This window comes from Streptomyces sp. NPDC088252, assembly GCF_044740965.1.
Taxonomy (GTDB): domain Bacteria; phylum Actinomycetota; class Actinomycetes; order Streptomycetales; family Streptomycetaceae; genus Streptomyces.
Genome location: NZ_JBIURS010000009.1, coordinates 311,943 through 335,989, shown reverse-complemented (window position 1 = coordinate 335,989; position 24,047 = coordinate 311,943). Strand labels below are relative to the sequence as shown.

General features: G+C 71.2%; 17 protein-coding genes and 3 pseudogenes. 13 read left to right on the top strand and 7 right to left on the bottom strand.

Features of this window, described 5'->3' with window-relative positions; genetic code table 11:
* Positions 1–76: 76 nt before the first annotated feature.
* A complete protein-coding gene (locus ACIOHC_RS21120; protein ID WP_351082375.1) occupies positions 77–1,159 on the top strand; it encodes a BadF/BadG/BcrA/BcrD ATPase family protein in 1,083 nt (360 codons plus the stop codon).
* 112 nt (positions 1,160–1,271) lie between these two features.
* On the top strand, positions 1,272–2,195 hold the full coding sequence (locus ACIOHC_RS21115; RefSeq protein WP_351082372.1) for a hypothetical protein: 924 nt from the start codon (positions 1,272–1,274) through the stop codon (positions 2,193–2,195).
* A gap of 125 nt (positions 2,196–2,320) precedes the next feature.
* Here ACIOHC_RS21115 and ACIOHC_RS21110 read toward each other — a convergent pair whose 3' ends face one another.
* On the bottom strand, positions 2,321–3,391 hold the full coding sequence (locus tag ACIOHC_RS21110; protein ID WP_351082447.1) for a lactonase family protein: 1,071 nt from the start codon (positions 3,389–3,391) through the stop codon (positions 2,321–2,323).
* A gap of 144 nt (positions 3,392–3,535) precedes the next feature.
* On the bottom strand, positions 3,536–5,041 hold the full coding sequence (locus ACIOHC_RS21105; RefSeq protein ID WP_351082371.1) for an FUSC family protein: 1,506 nt from the start codon (positions 5,039–5,041) through the stop codon (positions 3,536–3,538).
* Positions 5,042–5,522: 481 nt separating this feature from the next.
* Here ACIOHC_RS21105 and ACIOHC_RS21100 point away from each other — a divergent pair, with 481 nt between their 5' ends.
* The 4 genes from ACIOHC_RS21100 to ACIOHC_RS21085 all read left to right on the top strand — a co-directional run bounded on the left by ACIOHC_RS21100 (position 5,523) and on the right by ACIOHC_RS21085 (position 12,070).
* Entirely contained in the window at positions 5,523–6,008 is a 486-nt protein-coding gene (locus tag ACIOHC_RS21100) for an Lrp/AsnC family transcriptional regulator (RefSeq protein ID WP_351082369.1), read from the top strand.
* Between the two features lie 293 nt (positions 6,009–6,301).
* Positions 6,302–7,615: a protein kinase domain-containing protein gene (locus ACIOHC_RS21095; RefSeq protein WP_389637507.1), complete on the top strand. Its 1,314-nt coding sequence runs from the start codon at positions 6,302–6,304 to the stop codon at positions 7,613–7,615.
* A gap of 104 nt (positions 7,616–7,719) precedes the next feature.
* On the top strand, positions 7,720–8,283 hold the full coding sequence (locus ACIOHC_RS21090; RefSeq protein WP_351082367.1) for a hypothetical protein: 564 nt from the start codon (positions 7,720–7,722) through the stop codon (positions 8,281–8,283).
* 307 nt (positions 8,284–8,590) lie between these two features.
* Positions 8,591–12,070: a M28 family peptidase gene (locus ACIOHC_RS21085; protein WP_401843491.1), complete on the top strand. Its 3,480-nt coding sequence runs from the start codon at positions 8,591–8,593 to the stop codon at positions 12,068–12,070.
* 58 nt (positions 12,071–12,128) lie between these two features.
* Here the strand turns inward: ACIOHC_RS21085 and ACIOHC_RS21080 are convergent, their stop codons facing one another.
* Positions 12,129–13,583 carry a helix-turn-helix domain-containing protein gene (locus ACIOHC_RS21080; RefSeq protein WP_401843458.1) on the bottom strand — a complete coding sequence of 485 codons (1,455 nt, stop codon included), beginning with the start codon at positions 13,581–13,583 and terminating at the stop codon, positions 12,129–12,131.
* A 722-nt stretch (positions 13,584–14,305) separates the two neighbouring features.
* On the opposite strand from ACIOHC_RS21080, the pseudogene ACIOHC_RS21075 reads away from it, so the two are divergent.
* Positions 14,306–14,958 (top strand): annotated as a pseudogene (locus ACIOHC_RS21075) (DedA family protein); the annotation flags it as partial.
* A gap of 277 nt (positions 14,959–15,235) precedes the next feature.
* Here the strand turns inward: ACIOHC_RS21075 and ACIOHC_RS21070 are convergent.
* Both ACIOHC_RS21070 and ACIOHC_RS21065 read right to left on the bottom strand, forming a co-directional pair.
* Positions 15,236–15,871: pseudogene (locus ACIOHC_RS21070) on the bottom strand (DUF7003 family protein).
* Between the two features lie 41 nt (positions 15,872–15,912).
* Positions 15,913–16,182, bottom strand: coding sequence for a hypothetical protein (locus ACIOHC_RS21065; protein ID WP_365692354.1), 270 nt, complete (start codon positions 16,180–16,182; stop codon positions 15,913–15,915).
* A 165-nt stretch (positions 16,183–16,347) separates the two neighbouring features.
* Here ACIOHC_RS21065 and ACIOHC_RS21060 point away from each other — a divergent pair, with 165 nt between their 5' ends.
* Complete coding sequence (locus ACIOHC_RS21060; RefSeq protein ID WP_389637485.1) at positions 16,348–17,178, top strand: sensor histidine kinase; 831 nt, start codon at positions 16,348–16,350, stop codon at positions 17,176–17,178.
* Positions 17,178–17,321, top strand: a pseudogene (locus ACIOHC_RS21055) (DNA-binding response regulator); the annotation flags it as partial. The gene ACIOHC_RS21060 and the pseudogene ACIOHC_RS21055, both read left to right, overlap by 1 nt.
* Positions 17,322–17,326: 5 nt before the next feature.
* On the opposite strand, the gene ACIOHC_RS21050 reads toward ACIOHC_RS21055, so the two are convergent.
* Positions 17,327–17,800 carry a hypothetical protein gene (locus ACIOHC_RS21050; protein WP_389637483.1) on the bottom strand — a complete coding sequence of 158 codons (474 nt, stop codon included), beginning with the start codon at positions 17,798–17,800 and terminating at the stop codon, positions 17,327–17,329.
* Between the two features lie 371 nt (positions 17,801–18,171).
* On the opposite strand from ACIOHC_RS21050, the gene ACIOHC_RS21045 reads away from it, so the two are divergent.
* A complete protein-coding gene (locus tag ACIOHC_RS21045; RefSeq protein WP_389637481.1) occupies positions 18,172–19,500 on the top strand; it encodes a geranylgeranyl reductase family protein in 1,329 nt (442 codons plus the stop codon).
* 233 nt (positions 19,501–19,733) lie between these two features.
* On the opposite strand, the gene ACIOHC_RS21040 is transcribed toward ACIOHC_RS21045, so the two are convergent.
* A complete protein-coding gene (locus ACIOHC_RS21040; RefSeq protein ID WP_389637479.1) occupies positions 19,734–20,525 on the bottom strand; it encodes a LysR substrate-binding domain-containing protein in 792 nt (263 codons plus the stop codon).
* Positions 20,526–20,583: 58 nt separating this feature from the next.
* On the opposite strand from ACIOHC_RS21040, the gene ACIOHC_RS21035 reads away from it, so the two are divergent.
* From ACIOHC_RS21035 to ACIOHC_RS21025, 3 genes are all read left to right on the top strand, one after another.
* Positions 20,584–20,988 carry a DUF5997 family protein gene (locus ACIOHC_RS21035; protein ID WP_351080731.1) on the top strand — a complete coding sequence of 135 codons (405 nt, stop codon included), beginning with the start codon at positions 20,584–20,586 and terminating at the stop codon, positions 20,986–20,988.
* 359 nt (positions 20,989–21,347) lie between these two features.
* Positions 21,348–21,887, top strand: coding sequence for a hypothetical protein (locus ACIOHC_RS21030; protein WP_401843453.1), 540 nt, complete (start codon positions 21,348–21,350; stop codon positions 21,885–21,887).
* Positions 21,884–24,037 carry a M48 family metalloprotease gene (locus tag ACIOHC_RS21025; protein WP_365692361.1) on the top strand — a complete coding sequence of 718 codons (2,154 nt, stop codon included), beginning with the start codon at positions 21,884–21,886 and terminating at the stop codon, positions 24,035–24,037. The genes ACIOHC_RS21030 and ACIOHC_RS21025 overlap by 4 nt, the downstream gene beginning before the upstream one ends.
* Positions 24,038–24,047: the final 10 nt, after the last annotated feature.

The following is a 24,047-nucleotide window of genomic DNA, read 5'->3' as shown; positions in this document are numbered from 1 at the left end:
CCACACCCCCGGTCACGGCTCGCGGTACCGGGGGTAGGCTGCCGCCGTCCTTTTCTCTTCTTTCTGGAGCCGGTCCATGAGCTCACGCGGGCGTTCGCCGGAGAACAACGCTGCCGGCGCGGGTCGGGACGGGTCCACCAGCGCGACGGGTCCGTACGTGCTCGGCGTGGATTCGGGCGGCTCCGGGCTGCGGGTGGCGCTGGGCTCCGTCGGCGCGTCCGCCCCGGCGGGCACGACGGTCTGCGCCGAGCCGGTACGCACCGGAGCCACGGGGATCGACGCGGGCCATCTGCTGGAGCAACTGTTGCCCGCCGCCCGTCGGCTGCTGGAACGGCACGGCGCGGGCACCGGCTCCCGGATCGCCGCCGTGGCGGTCGGAGCCGCCGGTATGGCGACACTCGGCGGACAGTTGCGCGCCGAGCTGCCCTCGGCTCTGGAGCACGCGCTCGGGGTGCGCCGACTGGCTCTGGCCGCCGACGCGGTGACCGCGTACGCGGGTGCGGTCGGTCAGCGCCCGGGGGCGGTCGTCGCGGGTGGCACCGGCATGATCGCGCTGGGCACGGATCTGACCGGCTGGCACCGGGCCGACGGCTGGGGGCATCTGCTGGGTGACAGCGGTGGCGGCGCCTGGATCGGGCGGGCGGGCCTCGACGCGGCCATGCGCGCCCACGACGGGCGGCGCGGCGGGTCCGGCGCGTTGCTGGCCCGACTGGAGGCGGTGTTCGGGCCGGCGCCGGAACTGCCCGGACTGCTCTATCCGCGCACCGACCGCCCTGCCGTGCTGGCCTCGTTCGCGCCCGAGGTCGCCGCGTGCGCCGGGCACGATCCGGTGGCCGCGGGCATTCTGCGCGAAGCCGCGGGGCACATCGCGGAGGCCGCCGCGGCCGTGTGCCCGAAGGCCGGAGCCGACGACGAACGGTACGAAGTGGCCTTGACGGGTGGCCTGTTCCGGATGGGCGATCCGCTGCTCGTACCGCTGCGCGAGGAACTGTCCCGACAGGTCCCGCAGGCACGGGCGGTCCCCGGTTCGGGTGATCCGTTGACCGGTGCGCTGTCCATCGCCCAGGCGTTGGCCACCGGGGATCTGCGGCTACCGCACCATCCGACGCTGCTCCGCGTACTCGGTGACGATCCTGGGCAGGGCCTGAACAGCCACTGACAGAGCGGGACAGTCGACCAGTAAGCCTCCCATCGGATAAAAGCGGACAGATAACACCCGACTGGGCCCTCCCCGAACGGAGGCGTACCCAAAACCAGTAGCATGCGGCGCCATGAGCACCCCCACTGGGCCCGCTTCCGGCCTGCCTGTACGAATGCCGCGACCTCGCCAGTCCGGACGGCACCGCCGCCCGGAGCCCGTGGTCGCACCCGAGGGCGCCGCCGCGCTCGTTCTCGCCGTTCCCGGCACCCCCTCCTCGGCCACGCGCGGCCTGGCCGAGGAGGTGATCAGCATCGCCCGTTCCGAGCTGCCCGGCCTCAATGCCCGGATCGGCTATCTCGACGGTGACGACGACGAGTACCCCACGCTCTCGTCCGTACTCACCCACAGCGCCGCCGAGCGCGTCGCGCGCTTCGAGCAGGCGCAGGCCGCCGGCCGCGAGGTCGCCGAGCCCGAGGGTCCCTCCGCCGTCGTGGTGCCGTTGCTCGCGGGGCCGGACAGCGCCCTGGTCCGGCGGATACGGCAGGCCGTGATGGACAGCGGTACGCAGGTCGAGCTGACCGATGTGCTCGGGCCGCACCCGCTGCTCGCCGAGGCGCTCCACGTACGTCTTTCGGAGGCCGGGCTGGCCCGCGCCGACCGGGCCAGGCTCTTCACCGTGGCGACGGCCGCCGACGGCATCGTACTGGCCACGGTGGGGGGCGAGGAGGCCGTGCAGGCCGCCGGGATCACCGGCATGCTGCTCGCGGCCCGGCTCGCCGTACCGGTGATGGCCGCCGCACTCGATGTGGAGGGTTCCGTCGCGTCGATCGCCGAGCAGCTGACGGGCTCCGGCTCGGCGCAGCTCGCACTGGCGCCGTACCTCGTCGGCCCCGAGGTGCCCGAGGGGCTGCTGGACGCCGCCGCGAAGGAGGCGGGCTGCGCGACGGCCGAGCCGCTCGGCGCCTATCCCGCGATCGGCAAGCTCGTGCTGTCGATGTACACGACGGCGCTCGGCATCGCGCCGGCGACGGCGCAGGGTGCTCAGGCACACTGACCCGATGCCGGGCACGCCCGGCAGGATGTGCGTCCCCGATCGCCGGACGGCCCTGGATTCCCGGGCCCGTCCGGCGATCGCGTCATGCGTGGCGTGGTCTCGTGACGCCGTGTCGTGCCGTGCCCTCAGACGAAGATCACGCAGGACGCGGCGGGGGCGCCCAGGGAGCCCGCGTGACGCGGAACGCCGGTCACCGGGTCGAGCGTGAACCAACTGACGTCGCCGGACCGCTCGTTGGCCGCGTACAGCCGTCGGCCGCTGGGGTCGAGTGCGAGGTCGCGCGGCCAGTGCCCGCCGCAGCCCACGGTCGTGACCAGGGACGCCTTCGCGCCCGCCGCGTCGAGCGCGAGGACGGAGATGCTGTCGTGGCCCCGGTTGGCGGTCCAGAGGAACCGTCCGTCGTGCGAGACGACCACCTCGGACGGGTACGTCACCGTGTCCCCGTCCCGCGTCGCCGCCTCGGGCAGCACGGACGTCTCACCGACCGGTTCCAGGATCCCGGTGGTGGCGTCCCACACGCATACGGTCACGGTCGGTTCGAGTTCGTTCAGGACGTAGGCGTGAGCGCCCGCGGGATGGAAGGCCAGATGACGCGGGCCCGTGCCCGGCCGCAGGGCTGTCTCACCGTGCAGCCGCAGCGCCCCCGCGGCCGCGTCGAGTGCGCAGATCCGTACGGAGTCGGTCCCGAGGTCCACGCTGAGCACCCAGTTCCCCGAGGGGTCCGGGAGCACCTGGTGGGCGTGCGGGGCCTGTTGACGGTCGGCGTTCGGACCGCTGCCCTCGTGCCTGAGCACGGAGGTGGCGGCGCCGAGGGAACCGTCCGCCCGCACGGACAGTGCGGTGACGCTGCCGGAGCCGTAGTTGGCGGTGAGCAGATGACCGCCCGCGAGCGCGAGATGGGTCGGGCCGTCGCCCTCCACCGGCCGGATCCGGCCGATCGGCTCCGGCACTTCACCGGTGATGTCGAGGGCGGCGGCCGCGCCGTGCTCCGTCTCGCTGACGGCGTAGAGCACGCGACCGTCCGGCCCCGGGCCATGGCCCAGGGCGAGGTACGAGGGGTCGGGAACGGCGTCCGTCGCGCCGAGGACGGTCAGCGCCCCGGTCTCCCGGTCCACGGCGGCGACGGTGATCCCCCGTCCGCCCGCCGAGGTGAAGGACCCGATGAATGCCCGCCCCGCGCCGTCGTCGCCGTCCATCGCACCGCTCGTCACCACAACCGCCCCTCTTCGCCGACTGACCGCGGCCGTTCCCGCCGTCGCGATCCTCCGGGGCGACGGTAGCAGCCACCCTCCCAGGTCCAGACCAGGCGTCGGTCACCCGTCGGCTCCGTGGAAGCCGCTTCACACACCGATCGACGGGGCGCGCGGATCGCTGCGCAGCGGTACGGCGAGTTCGGCGAGCGCCCGCTCCAGACCGTGCAGATGGGCGAGCGCGGGTTCCGCGGCGGCCGGGTGCGGCGGGAGGCCCGGCACGCCGGCCCTGCGCGGCAGGTCCGGGGCCGTCAGTGCCTCCACGGCGGCCTCCACCCGCCAGCAGGCGGCCGCGAGGCGCGCGTCGTGGGAGGCTTCCGGGTCCGCCGCGACACCGGCCAGCCCGCGCACCTCCCGTGCGCATGTGTCCAGCAGACCGAGCACCTGTCGGGCACGGGCCTTGCGGGCGCGCAGCGGGCTCAGCGGATGCACCAGCGGAGCCAGGGACAGCCGCACCCGCCCCAGCAGCGCCTCCAGCTCGGCGATCCGGGGCGCGGGGTCGGCGGTCGCCGAGCCCGCGAGTCGCGCCGCGGCTTCCGCCGTGCAGGTGTGCACGCAGCGCAGGGCCCGCTGGATCCACCCGTCGGTCGTGGCGTGCGTGGTGACCGGCAGCACCAGGAGCACCGCGAGCATCGCGGCGAGCGCTCCCACGACGGTCTCGGTGAGCCGCAGCACGAGCAGGGCGGGGTCCAGTACGCCGAGCAGTCCGTAGAGCGCCCCGGCCAGGACCGTCACCGAGAACACCATCCAGGTGTACGAGACCGCCGCGGTGTAGAAGATTCCGAAGATGCCGAGCGCGACGAGGACCGCGCTGGGCACGGCCGAACCGTGCAGCGGCACGACGACGGCCAGGCCCACGGGGACGGCGATCAGTGTTCCCAGGATCCTGCGGTAGCCGCGCACCAGCGTCTCGCCGCGCGAGGCGGTGTTCACGAAGACCCACCAGGTGGCACCCACGGCCCAGTACCAGCGCTGCTCGGAGAGGAGCAGTCCCGCGGCCAGAGCCACGGCTCCGCCGACGGTCGCCTGGATCGCCTGGCGTGTGGTCGCGCGGGCCAGCCCCTCACCGGTCGTCGGGACGGGCGGGGCGGCGACGGGCAGCCGTCGCTCATAGCACCAGAGCCCGAAGCGGACGGTCGACGAGGCGAGCAGGGAGAGAGCGACCGCGGAGTACAGCTCCGGCAGTTGTCCGGGCAGTGTGTGGAGGAACTGCGTGGTGAAGAAGGCCATGAACGCGAAGACGCCCAGCGAGTGACCGCGCGGCCCCCATCGCCGGGCGTACACGCCCAGCCCCATGACCGCGAGAAAGGCCGCGTCCCGCGCCGGCGGACAGTCGTGCAGCAGCGCGGCGAGGGCGAGCACGGGGAAACCGGCGGCGGGCAGCAGCGCGGTGGTGATCGCCTGGTCCCGCACCGTGGTGTCGAGCACCGTGAACAGGGCCAGCAGCGCGGCGAGGCCGCCGGTGACGGCCGCGACGAGCGAATGACCGGCCAGGCCGCACACGGTGACGGCCGAGCCGATACCGAGGACTGCCCGGACGGCGCCGCGCAGCCGCGATCGGCCCGGGTCCGGGGCAACGAACATCCTCTTCAGCACGGCATGCTCCCGCTTCTGCACACCGGCCCTGCGCACCGGCATGAAAAAGGCGCCGCGGGGATCCGCAGCGCCATCGACGGATCCATCACAACATCTTTGCGACTCATGGCTCAACTGAAGGGCGAACCAGTGAGCCATTGGCCCAGTCAATGAAAGATGAAAGGCGACGTCATTGGGCCAACGGGCGACAATCGGGCCCAACCCGCTCGAATGCCGCCCCGGCGCCACCCCAGGGTCACCCGCCGGGCGGGCGGCAACACCCGGCACGGGACGGCCGGGCCGGGCCACGGAGCCCACGGCGCGCCCGCACGCGCGCTGCCGGGCAGTGCACGCGGAACCGTCGCGGGCCACTTCTCCCGCGCCGCCCCCGCGGGTACGGGACGCGGGCCGGGCTGTGCGGAATCGGTCCGGAAGGGGCGCCGACCTGACCATTGGTACAGTCTCAGCCCGGATCGGCCTACCAGGAGGAGACCAACGGACCATGGCGGTGGACGCCCTCGACACCCGCATCCTGCGCTTGCTCATCGAGCAGCCGCGTACCAGCGTCCGTGAGTACGCACGCCTTCTCTCCGTCGCCCGGGGCACCCTCCAGGCCCGTATCGACCGACTGGAGAGAGACGGCGTGATCACCGGCACGGGGCCGGTCCTGTCCCCGGCCGCCCTGGGTCACCCGGTGCTGGCCTTCGTTCATCTGGAAGTCACCCAGGGGCATTTGGACGAGGTCGGTGAGGCGCTCGGCGCGGTGCCGGAGATCGTCGAGGCCTTCTCGACCACGGGTGGCGGCGATCTGCTGGCCCGGGTGGTGGCCCGTGACAACGGGCATCTGGAGGACGTGATCCAGCGGTTGATCCAGTTGCCCGGTGTGGTCAGGACGCGCACCGAGGTGGCGCTGCGCGAGCGGGTGCCGCACAGGTTGCTGCCGCTGGTCGAATCGCTGGGCCGCACGGCCGTCGGCAACTCCGGGTGATCAGCGGCTCGGCACGCCGGATGTCCTGACTTCCCGGCACATTCCCCACCCACCCGGTGAGGAATCCGCGGCGCCTCCTCCTCCCGGCCGACGCCGGTGGACGGCCGGGAGGGTGATCGGCGTGCCGTCGAGCTCCGGGGCCCGATATCCTGATCTTGCCGCGCGCCCCCCACCCGTCCCGATCCCGATCGGGACGCCGCCGTGGCAGTCGAAGCGGCCCACAATTCGAGATTGGTGTACAGGTGCTGGTAGCAGGTCGGTACCGCTTGATGTCCTCCATCGGCAGAGGCGGCATGGGCGAGGTGTGGCGCGCCACCGACGAAGTGCTCGGCCGGGCGGTGGCCGTGAAGCTGCTGCTGGGCGACCAGGCGGACGAGTCGGCCACGGCCCGATTCCGTCTGGAGGCACAGACCGCGGCCCGCCTGAGCCACCCTCACCTGGTGGCGGTCTTCGACTTCGGCGCCTGGGAGGACCGCTTCTTCCTCGTGATGGAGCTCGTCGAGGGCAGAAGCCTGGGCGATCTGCTGACGGCCGAGGAGCGGCTCGGCGCCGAGCAGGTCGCCAGGATCGCGGGACAGGCCGCGGCGGGACTCGCCGCCGCCCATCGGCAGGGCATCGTGCACCGTGACATCAAGCCCGGGAACCTGATGCTGGATTCCGAAGGGTCCGTCAAGATAGGCGACTTCGGCATCGCCCAGTTCGTCGACGACCCCTCCGCCGCCCTCACCACCGCGGGGCAGATCGTCGGCACCAGTCTCTATCTCGCCCCGGAACGTGCCCTCGGCCATACGGCCGGTGCGGCGTCCGACATGTACTCCCTGGGCTGCGTGATCTACCAGCTGCTGCTGGGCGATCCGCCGTTCCGTTCGGACACGGCGACCGCCACGCTCTATCAACATGTCGATACGGCACCCGTGCCACTGAGACAGCGGGGCGTCGACCTCTCCCCGGCCTTCGACTCCTATCTGCTGGGGCTGCTCGCGAAGCAGCCCGAGGACCGGCCCACTGCCCAGCAGGTCGCCGACTGGTTCCAGAGCGACGCGTGGCGGGGGCAGCCGGAGCCCCTGCCGCTGTACGCCCCCATGCCCCCTCCCACTTCCGCGGCAGCCGGCGTTCCCTATGCCTCGTCATCCACTCCCGCGTTCAGCCCCACCCCGACGCCCGCCTCCGCTCCGCAGGCCGACGGTATGACGTACCGACTGCCACAGGCCGGCGGGCACAGGCGGCGTCCGGCGGAGCGCTCCGCGCCCGTCAGGCGGCGTACCGGCGCCCGCGAGGCGATCAGGCGTCGCCCCAGGGTGGCCAGCGCCATAGCCGGCACGGTGGCCTTCCTCGCGGCCGTCTATCTGGGGATGAGCCTGTTCTCGCCTGATTCCAGCTCGGCCGGCACCCCGGACACCGGTGCCACCACGACCACCGGACCCGAAGCACCGGCCCCCGACGGGCCGACGCCGGACAGCGGAAACAGCGGAAACAGCGAGAACGACGGAAACAAGGTGAACAACGGGAACGGCCGGAACAACGGGAACAACGGGAACAACGGGAACGGCTGGGGCAACGGGAACAGCAGGGACCACGGAGACAACGGCGACGACGAACAGGACTGAGGCGCGGCACCGACCGTCAAGCAGCCGTCAGGACCGGCGGTCGGGGCGTCAGCGCTTCATCAACGAATGCCGACGGGCCGGTCGGCTTCCCTAACGTCGCAGCCATGGATCGACGTAACATCCGGGCCGTACCCGGCCGTCGCACCGGTCGGGCACAGTCTTCCGGCGACACGACCGCGCACGACCACGGCTGGGCCGGGGACCTGCGATTCGCGGCTCACTGCGCCATGACGCTTCTCGGGCTGCTGCTGGTCGTCGACGCCGCGGCCGGTCGCTTCACCTGGCCGCGCGCACTGTTGTGGACGAGCTTGGCCGCCCTGCTGTTCGTGGTGCTGGTGCCGCCGCGGATCCGTGCGGGTGCGGGGTGGGTCTCCCGCCGGGGCCTGATGCGCGAACACATCGTGCGCACCGACCGGCTGGTGTCGGTGCGCTGGTCCGACGGCGTCTCCCAGCGCCTGGTGCTCCGTGACGCGGACGGCCGCCGAGTCGAGCTCGACCCCCAGGTGCTGCTGGACAATCCGGCGCTGTGGCACCGGCTGGACGAGGACGCACGCGGCTGCGTGAAGCGTGGGACACTACGCTGCGGGGTGACGGCGCTGCGGCAGCTGGCCGACCGTATCGACCGCCGGACCGCGCGTACGGTTTTCACGATCTCCGGTCTGGAATAACGGCCTGGTGCACGATGGCGAGCGGGTTCCCGGCGCCATCGTGCACCAGGCCGTAACCGTCCCGCCCTCCACGGCAGTTGTGCGATCCCACCACCGTCGCTTGACCAAACTTGCCAAGTCCCTCCGCACCGTTCGCAGTTCGTTGACGCAGCCATGACGGCATGTGAGTGTTCGGTCGCTCGATCACGGACGACGGCGACGCGGACGACGGGGCCGGTCTTCGACGGCCGAAACAGGGGTGCCGCCGTATGCCACCGCCCGTGATCGAGACCCCCCGACTCAAGGAGCCTCGATGAAACGCAGACCGATGACGGCCGGGACGACCCTGGCCGTCCTCGCCGGAATGCTCGTCGCCACCAGCGGCCAGTCGGCATCCGCCGAACCCTCTCCACCGGCCCCGACCGCACTCTCGGCCGCGGTGTCGGCGGCCGACCGGGCGGCGGCCGGCGGCCTGGATGCCCTGGCCAAGGGGCCCGACGAGCGCTACGAGCGGCAGATGGTGACCCCTTGGGTCAAGGGCATGTACTCCATCGCGTATCAGCGCACCTACCGCGGTTTGCCGGTCGTCGGCGGGGACGCCGTGGTGGTGGCGGACTCCAAGGGGCGGGTGCGCGGCACCCGGTCGGCCGTGTCCCGGCGGATCAACGTGCCGACCACACCGACCGTTTCCGCCAAGGCGGCCGAAACCACCTCGCGCAAGAAGCTCGTCACGGTCAAGCGGGTCGACTCGCACCGCTTGGTGGTCCGCGCCATGGGCAGGACCTCCAGGCTGGCCTGGGAGACGGTACTCACCGGCCGCACTGCCAAGGCGCCCAGCCATCTGCACGTCTTCGTCGACGCGGGCACCGGCAAGGTGTTCGACAGCTACGACGACGTCAAGGCGGGTACCGGCAACAGCCAGTGGAACGGCCCCTCCCCGTTGGCCATCGACACCACTGCCTCGGGCAGCAGCTACTCGCTGCGTGACCCGAACCGGCCCGGTCTGAGCTGCGCCGACTACAGCACCGGCAGCGTGTTCAGCAAGTCGAGCGACTCCTGGGGCACCGGCAACGCCTCCAGCAAGGAGACCGGCTGCGTCGACGTCATGTGGGCGGCGCAGCACGAGTGGAACATGCTCAAGGACTGGCTGGGCCGCAACGGACACGACGGCAACGGCCGCAGCTGGCCCGTCAAGGTCGGACTCAACGACGTCAACGCCTACTGGGACGGCTCCACTGTCTCGATCGGCCACAACAACGCCAACCAGTGGATCGGCGCGATGGACGTGGTGGGCCACGAGTTCGGCCACGGCATCGACCAGTACACGCCGGGCGGCGCGAACAACGAGTCCGGGCTCGGCGAGGCCACCGGCGACATCATGGGCGCCCTCACCGAGGCGTACACCAATGAGCCGGCCCCGTACGACGACCCCGACTACACCGTCGGCGAGAAGATCAACCTGGTCGGCAACGGGCCGATCCGGATCATGTACGACCCGGGACAGACCGGCGACCCGAACTGCTACAGCGCCTCCATACCCGACACCGAGGAGCACGCGGCGGCCGGTCCGCTGAACCACTGGTTCTATCTGCTGGCCGAGGGTTCGAACCCGGGCGGCGGCAAGCCGTCCAGCCCGACGTGCAACAACTCCTCGGTCACCGGCGTCGGCATCCGGAGCGCCGGCAAGGTCTTCTACGGCGGAATGCTGCTCAAGACGAGCGGGATGACCTACAAGCGCTACCGCACGGCCACACTCACCGCAGCCAAGAACCTCGACTCCAGTTGTGTGCTCTTCGACCGGACCAAGGCCGCGTGGGACGCCATCGGCGTCACCGCCCAGAGCGGCGACCCGACGTGCACGTCCGGCGGCACCAACGACTTCACGATGTCCCTGGACCCGGCGTCCGGCTCGGTGAAGCCGGGCGGCTCGGTGACGGCCGCGGTCCGGACCGCGGTCAGCTCCGGGAACGCGCAGACGGTGAACCTGACGGCGAGCGGTCTGCCCAGCGGTGTCACCGCGTCGTTCAGCCCGTCGTCGGTGCAGTCCGGGGCGTCCTCGACGATGACCGTGTCCGCCTCGTCGGGCGTCGCTCCCGGCGCGTACACCTTCACGGCGAAGGGTGACGGCACGCAGAGCCACACCGCGCAGTACACCCTGACGGTGGACAACGGCGGCACCCCGGGCGGCGGCGCACCCGACATCAGCGTCGCCAATGTGCAGGCCCACCTGACGCAGCTGAACACCATCGCCGCCCAGAACGGCGGCAACCGCCGGGCGGGCAGCGCCGGTTACACGGCCTCGGTCGCCTACGTCAAGGGCAAGCTGCAGGCAGCCGGTTACACGGTCAGCGAGCAGACCTGCACCAGTTGCACCTACCGCGGCAACAACCTGATCGCCGACTGGCCGGGCGGCCCGTCCGACCAGACCGTCATGTTCGGCGCCCATCTGGACGGTGTCGCGGCCGGCCCCGGCATCAACGACAACGGTTCGGGCTCCGCCACCCTGCTGGAGAACGCGCTCGCCCTGGCCCAGCGGAACCCCACGATGACCAAGCACGTCCGCTTCGCCTGGTGGAACGGCGAGGAGCAGGGCCTCCAGGGTTCCCAGTACTACGTCGGTCAGCTCACCGCCGCCCAGCGCGGCACCATCAAGGCGTACTACAACTTCGACATGATCGCCTCGACCAACGCCGGGTACTTCATCAACAACCTCAACTCGGCGGCCTCGGCCCCGATGAAGGAGTACTGGGACTCGCTGAACCTCGCGCCGGAGGAGAACGTCGAGGGCCAGGGCCGGTCCGACGACTACTCCTTCCAGCAGGGCGGCATCCCCACGTCGGGTTACGCCACCGGTGCCGGCGACACCAAGTCGTCGACGCAGGCCGCCAAGTGGGGCGGTACGGCAGGCAGGTCCTACGACTCCTGCTACCACCAGTCCTGCGACACCACGGCCAACATCAACGCGACCGCGCTCGACCGCAGCGCCGACGGTGTCGCCTACACGGTGTGGAAGACCTCCGTCGGTGCCACCGCCCCGGCCGATGACTTCTCCGTGACGGTGAAGCCGGTGTCCGGAAACGTCCAGCCGGGCGGCTCGGTCGCCGCGAGCGTGTCGACGGCGACCACCAGCGGCTCCGCGCAGACCGTGAACCTGTCCGCCTCCGGGGCGCCGAGCGGTGTCACGGTCTCGTTCGCCCCGGCCTCCGTGCAGTCGGGTGCGTCGTCGACCATGACCGTCTCCGCCGGGAACGGGACCGCGCCGGGTACGTACACCCTCACGGTGACCGGAACCGGCACGGCCACCCACGCCACCACGTACTCGCTCGTCGTCGGTGGCGGCGGCACCTGCCGGCCCCGACAGATCGTCGCCAACGGCGGTTTCGAGGAGGGCGTCGCGCCGTGGACCCAGACGGACGGCGTGATCAACAACCGGACGTCGGAGAAGCCGGCGCACAGCGGCGCGTACACGGCCTGGCTCGGCGGCTGGGGATCCACGCACTCCGACACCCTCGCGCAGTCGCTGACCGTTCCGGCGGGCTGCTCGGCGTACAAGCTGTCGTTCCACCTGCGCACCGACACCGACGAGTCGGCGGGCGACCCGACCGCGTACGACACGATCACCGTCAAGCTGGGCACCAGGACGCTCGCGACGTACTCCAACACGGACGCCACGGGCTCCTACTTCCAGAAGACCTTCGACGTCGGCGATCTGGCCGGCCAGACGGTCGGCCTCACGTTCACCAGCAATGAGGACGCCTATCTGCAGACCAGCTTCGTCGTGGACGACGTGACGCTGAACGTCGGCTGATCAGGCATCAGGGGCGGTCCGGGCGGGGCGTGTACGCACACGCCCCGCCTCCGGTGTGTCAACGCACGACGGCCGCGAGCCTACGGGTGAACTCGTCGAACTCCGGCCGGCCGCCGTGTGCGGCCGTCAACCTGACGTGCAGACCGCGCAGTTCCTGGCCGAGGAGGGTCGACGCGGTCACCTCGGTGGCGTCCAGCACAGGTCCTGCGATGTCGATCGCCGCCTGCGGGTCCCGCGCACAGACGTGGGCGTCGGCCATCCGCACCAGGAACAGCATCCGTGCCGAGTGCATCCCCGGCGGGAGCAGACCCAGGGCGGTACGGGCCGCGGCGACCGCGCGCAGCGCCAGTCGGCGGTCCCCGGTCGCCGCGGCGAGGTCCCGCAGCGCCCCGGCGGCGCCTGATTCCACCCGCAGGCGCACGGAGGCGACGGACAGCCAGGGTGCCTCCGTCTCGTCCCGCTCGCCGACCCGGTCCATCTGCGACCAGGCACGGTCGATGTGCCCCAGGGTCCGGGGTGCGTCGCCCCGTACCGCGTGTCCGCGCGCCTGGTAGAGATCGCTCATGGCGCCCGCCCAGTACCGGCCGGCGGCCGCCTGCCGGATCGCGCCGCCGTAGGAGAGGGCGGAGGGTCCGTCGCCCTCCAGCCGCGCCAGTGTGCTCATGTCGCTGAGCGCCGCCACCTCCGTGCCGACATGACCGGCCATGCCGGCCCAGACCAGCGACCGGTCGAGCCAGGCCATCGCTGTGGCGTTACGACCCCAGAGCAGCCTCAGGCACCCGGACGACTGCGCGTACTCGGCCGCCAGCGGGGCGAGTTGAAGCTGGTACGGTGCCGCGGGCAGGGCCATCCAGCGGAGCATCGCATGCAGGGTGCGCTCGACCACCGCGGTCGCTCCGTGCCAGGCACGCTCCTCGTCGGCCCGCAGGCAGACGGCGAGCAGTGCCGTCAGGGCGTGGACGGTATCGATGTCCAGCGGCGGGCACGAGACGGTAGCCGGGCCCAGGGCGCAGAAGGCCGAGTGCAGCGCGATGACATCGGCGCGTGCGGGAACGGCGCAGCCGTCGCGGCCGTGCACCGGGCACATCAGACCGTAGGTGGGCAGGCTCGTGGGCAGGACGGTGTCCGGTGGCAGCGTCGAGAGCAGAGCGCCCCCAGGGGGCTCACCGGGCAGCGGTCCTGTGCGCGCGATGGTCGGCGCGGGAGGTGCGGTGGCCGGCGCGGGACGTACGTCCTCGCCCATTTCGCCCGTGCCGACCGGCCCTTGGGCCTCCGCCGCCTCGCAGGCGTCGACGAGGTCGCCGCCGGCCGTCAGCAGGTCGTCCAGCCTGCGGGCGAGCGGCAGGGGGGTCTTGCGGGTGCCGTGCTCCAGCTTGCTGATGGCGGTGTGGTCGTACCCGACGCGGGTGCCCACCTGGGCCTGGGTGAGCCCGGCGCGCCTGCGCCACTGACGCAACCGGGTCCCGAAGTCTCTCCACGCCTCTGCGGTACGGACATCCGGCGAAGGACGCATAGCCGGGAGGATAGCGAGCACGTGTGCGCGCTGTCCCGGTGCGGCGGGAAGATGGCGCCTTCCCGCGCCTCGGCGCGGACTCCCGCGCCGCCGCGCCGTCCGGTCGCCGGCCCCGCCCCGGGTCCGGTGCGATGCCCGCGGGTCGCGGAGCGCCGGACGGTCCGTGCCGTCGTGTCCGCTCCGACCGCCGTCCCGCTTCGTCACACCCGCCCACAAGCGGCCGGTCGGACGGGGGGATCCGCATGAAGGGGCGACCTGCCGGGCATATGACGATTATCCGTCAGGAGGTGGTGCAGTGGGCCGCATCAAGATCGTCCGACGTCCCCAGCTGCCTTCGCGGCCTCCGCCCCTCGATCTGCGCACTCCGTCCGGCCGGCCGCTGCCGTACTGAGCGCGCCCTCCGTGACCACGCACACCGGGCCGCACCTCCCCTCCCGGCCGCCAGGGGGCAGGCGCCTCACCGGGCACGGGCGCGCGGTGCGGACGGGGACACGGACGCGAGGGAGCACAACACCGGCGCGTGGTGCGGTGTCCGGCCGCGGGGCAGGCCATGAAGGCCTGGGGCGCCGGGTCATTACGGGAAACCGCAGGGTGGCGGGTGCGGAGAACATCATCCGGTTCGAAGGAAATCCTCGTACCGGCTCCGGTCGGCGCTTTCTAGCGTTGCCGGTGAGGCGCGACGGACTTCTCGCGTCTCTCCGCCACCGGCCAGGAGCCAGTTCGTGGATTTCGTCACCCTGGGCCTCCCCCAGGAACCCGCAGGCGGTGTCGCGGGCTGGGCAGCCGACCTCGTCGACACCATGGGAGGTCCGGGCGCCGGCCTCGCCATCGCCCTGGAGAATCTCTTCCCGCCGCTGCCCAGCGAGGTCATTCGCCCACTGACCGGGTTCGCGGCGGGGCGGGGCGTCATCAGCCTGGCCTACGCGCTCTCGTGGACCGCACTCGGTTCAGTGGCGGGGGCGGTGGCTCTGTACTGGATCGGAATGCTCTTCGGCCGTGACCGGGTGCATGCGATCTGGGCGAAGCTGCCGCTGGTCAAGACCTCCGATCTGGAGCGCACGGAGCAGTGGTTCGCCAAGCACGGCACCAAGGCCGTCCTCCTCGGCCGCATGGTGCCGATCTTCCGGAGTCTCATCTCCGTGCCGGCCGGTGTGGAGCGCATGCCGCTGCCGCTCTTCATGGCCCTGACCGCACTGGGCAGTCTGCTGTGGAACTCGGTGCTGGTGATGGCCGGATACTGGCTCGGCGACCGGTGGGACCGGTGGAGACGTATGTCGGGGTCCTCTCCGAAGCCGTTCTGGTCGTGGTCCTGGCGGCCGTCGCCGTGTACCTGGCCCTGCGCCTCCGATTGGCATCTCCCGCCATTGCCCGCCGGAGGCTCAGGCACGTGAGGTGTCTATCTGTTTCGTCAATCCCGGCGGCGGTGTTTACGCGGAGTTCGCTCTGGTTTTCGGGAACGGCCCGCAAAGCGGGACGTTCCCGGCGGGTCGGTGCTGTGCGGGTAGCCAGCCTGTTCGATTTCCGCCCGTCCACTCCCTCCGGCTCTGCGGCAGTAAGGGCGTACACCTCGCCCCCGTCGGACGCGATCCCCCTCGCTCGACGCCCGCCGTGCCGCGTTGCGGGCGCAATTCCGCCGAACCCACGGCGACCGGTCACAGAGTTCCGGAGTCCGGCCAGTTGGACCAGTGAGTATTGGGTGAAAGGCTCGGTCGGTAGCGTCCGACGTCACCAGACGCTAGAACTTCCGCGATCTGCTGGTAGGTCTCACTCGTGCTGGGAGGTGTCTCGATATCCTCCGGCTGGTGCCATTCCTCCAGTTGCAGAACCTTCGGCAGGTCCCCGGGAATCCTTGACTGCACTTCGGCTTCGTCGGCAAGGATCAGATCCCGGTACTCCGGCACCAGCCTGCGGAACACGACTTCGAGCGGCTCGCCGGGCTCCGCCTCCACGGCCGGCGTCCGACCTCTGACAACCATGGGAGCACCACCTGCGTAGGTCTCCTGATCGTCGATCTCCTCCATGTTCTCGACGCGATAGTGGAAGCCCTCGTTCTCCCAACCCGGTTCACCACTGATCAGGCAATTCCCTTAGGTGCCCACCACATTGACGAGGTTGCCCATGCGCGGGTTGTATCCGACGGTCTCGATGATCAGGGCCCAGCGTCCCGGGTCACGGTAGAGGTGCATCCGCACGTCCACTGCGTAGAAGTAACCGTTGTCGGGATGCGGGAGCTTGAACTCGTTGGCGCATTCGTCCAGTTGGGCGAGAATATCGTTCGCTTCGATCACGTCGCGGACGTTACCAGGGCTGACTGACTGTGGAGCTTGCCTCACTTCGTTTTGAGGAAGCCCAGGATGTCCGCGGCGACTTCCCGCGGCAGCTCGACGCCCGGGGAGTGCGTCTCACCGTTGAGCCGCGTGTATGTGAACCACGGGTTCTGCGCATGGAACTGCTTGTGCAGGGAGTCGTAGCTCTCCGGCTTCGGATGCGAGAACACATGCGGGACCGGATGGGGCTCGGTGAGTTTTTCGAGGCGGACCGTGACCCGGTCCTCCTCTCCTTGTGTTCCCCGCCGTGCTCCGGCTCGGGTGGACGCCACCGTCCGTCCGACAGGACCTGATCGGCTTCTTCTCCGGCCCCGCCGTCTTTCAGCGCGACCGACCGCCTTCCGGAACCATCGCCCGGCCCGGGGCACGATGCGGGAGGCACCCCCCTTCGCTGTCTGGCCGTCCGCGCCTACGCGGGGACGCTGTTCGGTTTCGTGGTGGCGCTGCTGGGCGTCGGGGTGGTCCTGGCCGGGCTCCTGATGGTCGGGGTGGCCCGTGCCACCACGAGCCGGCAGGAGCTGCTGACCCAAGGGGTGCTCGGCGGTGTCCTCCTCTTCCTCGACCTCCAGGGAATCCACTCGCTGGGCGCCCTCGACGCACGGTCGGCACGCGAGCACTTCGGCCCGTCCGAGCGGGAGTTGCTGAAGCGGCGCATCGCGGAAATGGCCGCCGGCCGTGCCGGGGTGCTCCGGGCGGTGGACGTGGAGCGCAGACGCATCGAGCGGGACCTGCACAACGGCGTGCAGCAGCGGCTCGTCGCGCTGGCCATGCGTCTGGGCCGGGCCCGCCGCAACCGAACGCCCGAGCAGGTCGATCTGCTGCTCCGGCAGGCGCACCAGGAGTCCCAGGAGGTCCTCACCGAGCTGCGGGAAGTGGCCTGGCGCGTCAATCCGTCGGCGCTCGACGACCTGGAACTGGAGGAGGCACTCGGCGGCGTGGCCCAACGTTGCGGCATCCCCCTGCGGGTCGAGTTCGATCTGCCGGTGCGGTTGTCGCGGCCCGTGGAGACGGCCGCCTACTTCATCGTGTCGGAGGCCGTGACCAACGCGGCGAAGCACTCCGGTGCCACCCACATCTCCGTCAGCGTCAAAGGTGACGCGAGAGGGGTTTCCCTGTGTGTCCGGGACAATGGCACCGGTGGCGCGGATCCCACGGGCAGCAGGCTCACCGGGCTGCGCGGCCGGGTGGACGCGCTCGACGGCCGACCCCACATCGACAGCCCTTCCGGTGGCCCCACCACCATCATCGCGGAGCTGCTGTGCGCGTAATGCTCGCCGAGGACTCGACCCTGCTCAGGGAGGGACTGGTACGCCTGCTCGCCGAGGAGGGGCACGAGGTCCTCGCCGCGGTGGGTGACGGGACGGCACTCGTCCAGGCGGTCGAGGCGGACCCGCCGGACCTCGTGGTGCTCCTGCGCTACCTGTAGTCCTGAGCACCTCGGCCTCTCAGCCCCTCGACCTCTCGGTCCCTCGGCTCTCCGACTCCTCGGCCTCGCGGCGCCGCGGCGTACCGGCGGAGGAAGAGGGCTTCGACATGGGCCATGTGCTGGATCTCCGTGGGGTCGACGCTCTCGTCGAAGGCGTCGATGAGGCACTGCGGCTCCTCCACGCCCATCAGGATGATCTCGGCGCGGGGGAAGGCGCCGCTGAGGACATTGCACAGCGGGATGGAGCCGCCCTGTCCGAGGGCACCATCGGCTTTCCGTAGACACACCGCCTTGGTGTCGGCGATGACGGGTCGTTGTCCGGGCCCGCCGGAGCCGTTGGACAGCTGGATCCTCCACAGCGCGGTCCTGAGGGCGTCGTCCGGGGACTCGCACACGATGCCCCTGTCCGTGCCCAGCAGTCGTTGGACGGTGCCGGTGTCCGGCCCCGGACATCCGGCCCGCACCAGCTGATCGCCGAGTCGATCGGCCTTCTTGTGGGACTCGTGGATTTGACGCTCGTGTACTGGGCCACGCCGACGATCCCGAGGGCGATCAGGATGACGATCGCGCCGAAGTGGATCCAGCGGGTGCTCGGAGGCCGTGCGCGTCGGGCTCATGCGCCACCCGCCGCCCGCGACCGGCCGGGACGTGACCGGCGTGCGCCCGGCGCTTCCACTGTCGGAGTTGTTTGTCCGCCTGATGATTGACGTGGTGTCAGGCGAGTGCCGGACATCCGGAGCGGGTTCCGTACCGGCTGTGCTTGATCGATGATGATGCACAGGGCTGCCGTCCTCGGTACGGCGCCGGCTGTCCCAGGAACAGGAAGGGGTTCCCCATGAGGGAAACGACGCCAGACCGGTCCGGGTCGGACGATCGGACCGTCCACGGCCCTGACGAGGAAGCTCAGGTGATCGTGGTGGGAGCGGGTCCGGCGGGCTCGGCCGCGGCCTTCCATCTCGCCAGGGCGGGCGTCGACGTCCTGCTGCTGGAGAAGTCCCACTTCCCCCGGGAGAAGGTGTGCGGGGACGGCCTGACGCCACGAGCGGTACACCAGCTCATCAGAATGGGCGTCGACATCAAGGCCCCCGGGTGGACGCGTTCACGCGGTATGCGATGGGTGGCCGGGGACCACCATGTGCACATCGACTGGCCCGCGCTCGGGCGCTACCCGGATTTCGGGCTCTCCCGGAGCCGGCACGACTTCGACGACATCCTGGCCCGGCACGCCGTCGCCGCCGGAGCCCGGCTGCGCAGCGGCGTCAAGGTGACCGAGCCCGTGACCGACCGTGCCGGCCGCATCACCGGTGTCACCGCCACGACCGGCACGAAGGAGCCGTTGGCCTTCCACGCACCGATCGTCATCGCCGCCGACGGCGCCTCCGCCCGGCTCGCACTCGCGATGGGGCTGCAGCGGGACACGAGCAGGCAGATCGCGACGGCTGCCCGCCGCTACTACCACAGCCCGGAGCGTTCGCGGGAGGAGTATCTGGAACTGTGGGCCGACCTCCGCTTCCCGGGCGGCGATCACTACCTGCCCGGATACGGCTGGATCTTCCCCATGGGCGACGGCCGCGTCAACGTCGGTCTGGGTGCGCTGCCTCATCGGCGGCACGGAACAGCGGATCTGCGCGCCACGTTGGACGAATGGCTGGCCCGCACCCCGCACGCGTGGGGGCTGCGCGAGGAGAACGCGGAGGGCCCCGTCCGCAGCGCGGCTCTTCCGCTGGGCTTCAACCGCCATCCCCTCTACACCCGCGGGCTCCTCCTCGTCGGAGACTCCGGAGGCATGATCAGCCCCTGGAACGGCGAGGGGATCGCCCAGGCCATGGAGGCGGGTGAGGTCGCGGCCGAGACCGCCACGCTCGCCCTCGCTCTCCCCCGGGGGCCCGGACGGGAAAGGGTGCTGCACCGCTATCCGGTCGAGATGAACCGCCGTTGGGGGCGCCACTACCGTCTCGGCAACACCGCCGCCGACCTCGTCTTCAGCCGTTCGGGATTCCAGCCGGTCCTCAACCGCTACGTCATGGGGTCGCCGTTTCTGCTCAACACCCTGGCCCGACTGCTCACCGATCTCACGGACAAGCCCTCGCGCGACCTGATCGACCACCTGCTCAACGGTGCCGTCCGCCTCGTTCCCGCACCGAAGGTGCGACGCAGAGGTTGAGCCCCGGGGCCCGATCGCCCGGATCGAGCGGCTATGACCGCGGCGCGGCGGGTACCGACCCCCGTCGTGCCCCTGTCGCGCCGAGTCCGCGACGCCGGCCGGAAACGGACATCATCCTCCCCCGAACGAGGAGGGTGGCGCGCGTACGAGGAGGGTGGCGCGCGCGTACGAGGAGGGCGGCGCGCTCTTCCCGTACCGGAGCCGATCGGCACCGCGGGTGATACGGGGTCGGGTTACGACCGGCGGCGCGGCTTTCCGCGCTTGCCACCCTTGGGCCCGCCGGAACCGCTCCGCGCGGTGCGGCCTCCGGAACCGCTCCGCGCGTTCTTCGCCGCCGCCTTCTTGGCGGCCGTGGGCTTGCGTCCGGCGCCGCCCGTCCCGGAGCGCTTGCTCTCCGGCTGCACGGGGGCCTTCGGACGCCCCCGTGAGCTGTTCACGGTCCGCCCGCGGACGATCCCGATGAAGTCCTCCACCAGGTCGGTGGTCTCGTCCTCCGGCCACGACAGCGCGACACGTGACTCGGGGGCGTCCGAGACCGGTCGGTACGTGAGGTCCTTGCGGTGGTGCAGCCGGGCGAGCGACTGCGGGACGACGAGGACGCCCACGCCCGCCGCCACCAGCGCGATGGCGTCCGCCGTCGTGGCGGGACGCTCGATCGCGGGGCGTCCCGGCCGGTGCTCCCATTCGAGGGTGTCGTCGAGCGGATGCAGCACGATGTCGTCGGCGAGATCCCCGGCGGAGATCTCGTCGACCGCCGCGATGACATGGTCCTTCGGGATCACGACGACCGTGGTCTCGGCGTAGAGCGGAATCGCGCTGAGGCCCGTCCGGTCGATGGGCAGCCTCACCAGTCCGGCGTCGGCGCCGCGGTCCCGCAACACGTCGGACGCCTCGGCGGCCGACACCCCGACGAGGGTCAGCGGAACGTCGGGCAGCCGCTCGTTCCAGATCCGCACCCACTTGGTGGGGGTCACCCCCGGTACGTACGCGAGCCGGAACGACGGGGTTTCTTCCGAGCTTGTCACCCCGCCAGGTTACCGGCCCTGGTCAGAGGTGGCGCACATGCTCGATACCCTTGACATCATGACGTCGCACAAGACCACCCAGACAATGAAGCCCGCGACCGCGGCGAAGAAGCTGGGTGTGTACCTAGAGGCCACCCCCGCCGAGTTCCAGGAGGGTGTCGTCTCACGCACCGAGCTGAACGCACTGCAGTCCGACCCGCCCGAGTGGCTGCAGGAGCTGCGACGCAACGGCCCGCACCCCCGGCCGGTGGTCGCGGCGAAGCTGGGTGTCTCCATCTCGGGGCTCGCCCGTGGCGGAGTCACGGACGCCCTCACCACGGAGCAGATCGAAGCACTGAAGAAGGAAAGCCCCGACTGGCTGCAGCAGGAACGCGCCACCCAGGCCGAGGTCCGGAAGGAAGCGGCGCGCATCAAGGAGAGGAACACGGCCCGCGACGATCAGTCCCGCGCACCTCGTTCCTGACCTCCAGGGCCTCTCGTCCGGATCACGCCGGCTCGCGTGCCCCGTGTTCCGCTCGGCACCACTCCTCGCCCCCGCTCCGGTCGGCACCGCGTACCGGGACGCCGGAGCTGTGGGCGCGGGCGTCGCCCCCGCGCTCTCCCATGAGCCCGGTACACGCTGGGCTTGCCCGAACTCACCCGGCCGGAAGCCGAGTTCACCGGACGGCGGGAGAGCGGCGCAGTCCGGCCCCAGCGCCCGGCCGCACGGTCACAGACCGGAAAAGGTCTTCGGGCGTGCGCCGATCGCCCCTTAGCCTGGCAAGTGGCGGCAGCGCCCTCGCGGGTACGACCACCGCGGGTTCGTCGATCGGGGGATTCCGCATGCGGGGGCAGGGGCAGGGAGCGGACAGCGCCGTCGCGACGCGGCTGGCCCGTCGTGCGGTGGAAGCGGCGGCGCCACAGGAATTGGGGCAGTTCGCGATGACGGCGGAGGCCTTCCACCGCGCCGCTCCGCACAGACGCCTGCCCTTCGGTGGGCGTGACGAGCCGTTGGGGCTCGGCGTGGAGGCGGTCGCCGCGCTGCTCAGCACCGCGGCTCTCGCCGCGGCGGTCCAGGTCCTGGAACACCTGGCTCAGCAGTCCACCGAGCGCGCCGTCGACACCGTGCGGCGACGTGCGTTCCCGCGGCTGCGACGACGGCGTCCCGAGGTCACGGCCACCGTCGCGATACCGGAGCGACTGTCGAGCGAGCAATTGGCGCAGGTGCGTCAGATCGCCATGCGGACCGCGGCACGCTTACGGGTCCCCGAGGCACAGGCCTGGACGATCGCGGACGGAATCGTCGCGGAGCTGGCCACCGTGGCCCCGGATGCCGCACCGCCGGGTGAGTCCGAGGAGGGCACACCGGAAGCCGGGCAGTGACCGCGCCCACGGCGGAACGCCCACGACGCGGACGCACGGACCTCTCGGGCCTGCCCTCCGGGACCACGGTGCGTTTCGTGCTGCTCATCGTGGCGGTGGCCACTGCGGCGGCCGTCCTGGGAAACGGCCTCTCGTCCATGATCTTCACCACGGTGGATCTGTCCGACGTGGCGGACTACTACGACTGCGCGGTCCGTGCGACGGAGGAAGCGGCCCGCCGACGGGCCGGGGAATCCGGCGTGGGCATCCCGCCGGTATTCGAGTTCGACTGCTCCGATCCGCGTGCCGGGACGAGCTGGACGGTGCCCGTGGTCACCTCGGGCTGTCTCGTGCTGGTCGTCCTCGGCGTCTATGCCTCGCTGCCGGCCTGGCGCACCTGGCGGCGCGGCTACCGCCCCCTGACCGGCATGCCGCAGGTATCAGACTATGTGCAGGGTCTGGTGCGCGAAACGGGTGTGCGGTCCAGGGTCGCGTTCCTCGCGGAACCCCTCAATCCCCGTATCGCCGCACTGGCGTTCGGGCATGTGCGGCAGCGCCGTGTGGTACTCAGCGGCGGACTGCTCACCTTGTACTCCCTGGACCGCCGGGCGTTTCGCACGGTGGTTCTCCACGAACTCGCCCACATCCGCAACCACGATCTGGACATCGCCTTCCTCACCCTGATCGTGTGGCGCACGGTCGGGCCGCCGCTGCTGATCGCGTCGCTCCTCGGCGCACTGGCCAGTCCCTTGATCGTGGTCGAGATGCCCGCCGCGACGGCGGCCGACCTCGCCTTCACCGCGGAGGCTGTTCTCCTGGCCACACTGGTCACCCTCCTCAAGAGCTCGGTGCTGCGCAGCCGCGAGTTGTACGCGGACGCGCGTGTGCGCTCGTGGGAAGGGTCCGCGGATTCGCTGCGGCGGCTGTTCGCGGGATACGGACAGCCGTTCGCACCTCCCTCCGGCGGGCGGTTCCCCCTGCTCCGTGTCCATCCGCCGCTCCCTCTGCGTGTCAGGGCACTGGACGACGACCGGGTTCTGACCGCCGTCGGGTTCTGGGACATGTTCGCGGTGGGCGCGGCGGTTGCGTCTCTCCACGGCTTCCTGACCTTGGGGCCGATCGGTGGGGGTACTCTGGCCGGTTCCGCCATCGATGTGGTGGCGGACGCGCTGGCGACCACGCTGCTGATCGGGGCTGCGGGAGCGGTGCTGTGGCGGGCGGCGGCACGGCCACCGGACCGTGGCGCTCCGGTGCGGGCGGGACGGGCGGGCATCGCTCTCGGCCTCGGCCTGTGTGCATCGTGCCTGCTCTCGCCGTCCGGGGCGTTCAGCCTGGCCTCGCTGAACGGCAAGGGGATCGCGATGGCGTTCCCGTTCGCGGCGTTGCTGTGCCTGTGCGGCTGGGCGCTGACGCGATGGCTGACGCTGGTGGCCCGGTCGTGGACACCGGTCGTGTTCCGCAACGACCGTCCGGGGCTGGTGTTGTGCACGGTGCTCGCGGTCTGCATCGCCGGGCTTGCCTCCGCCTTCGACTTCCTGATGACCCTGCCGACCATGACGCTGTACGCGGCATCCTTCATCGCCCCGTCGCACCCGCCGGTGCTGGTCTTCGTCGGAAGTGTCGGCTACCTCGCCGTGAACAGCACGACGTTCCTCCTGACGACACTCACGCTGACCGCCGCGCTCGTACCCCTCGTCGGGCAGCGCGTCGCCTGGCGCAATGGCATGCGGCACACCTTCACGGAGTTCGGGCCGCCACGGCCGGCGGCGGGTGCCCTCGCACGGTTCGGTGTTCCCACGGGGCTGGGGGCCGCGTTCCTCGGAGTGCTGCTGCCGGTGCTGGGCATCCCGTTCTCCGTCTGGTCCCTGATCACGCTGATGGGCATCGCGCAGGCGGCCGCCGCCCTGTGGGCCGGGAAAGGTTGCGCGCCCCTGCCCCTCCCCCGAGGGCTGATCGCCGCGTACAGCGCGGGGGTGCTCACCCTGCTGGCCTGGACCACCGGAGTGGAGGCGCTGACGAGCTGCCTCCCGGCCGAAGGTCCCTGCCGACCGCTCCCCGGCTACGACCACATCCGTCTGGCGATCACCGCGGCGGCCCCGGGGGCCACCGCGGCCTGGCTGCTGCACGCGACGCTTCTCGCGCTCACGCGGCGCCCGAAGCGGCACCTCTGACCGTGCGCGC

Excerpts from the sequence above, each read along its gene's own strand:
- ACIOHC_RS21120 (WP_351082375.1), top strand. The coding sequence starts at position 77 with ATGAGCTCACGCGGGCGTTCGCCGGAGAACAACGCTGCCGGCGCGGGT.
- ACIOHC_RS21115 (WP_351082372.1), top strand. The coding sequence starts at position 1,272 with ATGAGCACCCCCACTGGGCCCGCTTCCGGCCTGCCTGTACGAATGCCG.
- ACIOHC_RS21110 (WP_351082447.1), bottom strand. The coding sequence starts at position 3,391 with ATGGACGGCGACGACGGCGCGGGGCGGGCATTCATCGGGTCCTTCACC.
- ACIOHC_RS21100 (WP_351082369.1), top strand. The coding sequence starts at position 5,523 with ATGGCGGTGGACGCCCTCGACACCCGCATCCTGCGCTTGCTCATCGAG.
- ACIOHC_RS21095 (WP_389637507.1), top strand. The coding sequence starts at position 6,302 with ATGGGCGAGGTGTGGCGCGCCACCGACGAAGTGCTCGGCCGGGCGGTG.
- ACIOHC_RS21090 (WP_351082367.1), top strand. The coding sequence starts at position 7,720 with ATGGATCGACGTAACATCCGGGCCGTACCCGGCCGTCGCACCGGTCGG.
- ACIOHC_RS21085 (WP_401843491.1), top strand. The coding sequence starts at position 8,591 with ATGACGGCCGGGACGACCCTGGCCGTCCTCGCCGGAATGCTCGTCGCC.
- ACIOHC_RS21080 (WP_401843458.1), bottom strand. The coding sequence starts at position 13,583 with ATGCGTCCTTCGCCGGATGTCCGTACCGCAGAGGCGTGGAGAGACTTC.
- ACIOHC_RS21045 (WP_389637481.1), top strand. The coding sequence starts at position 18,172 with ATGAGGGAAACGACGCCAGACCGGTCCGGGTCGGACGATCGGACCGTC.
- ACIOHC_RS21035 (WP_351080731.1), top strand. The coding sequence starts at position 20,584 with ATGACGTCGCACAAGACCACCCAGACAATGAAGCCCGCGACCGCGGCG.
- ACIOHC_RS21030 (WP_401843453.1), top strand. The coding sequence starts at position 21,348 with ATGCGGGGGCAGGGGCAGGGAGCGGACAGCGCCGTCGCGACGCGGCTG.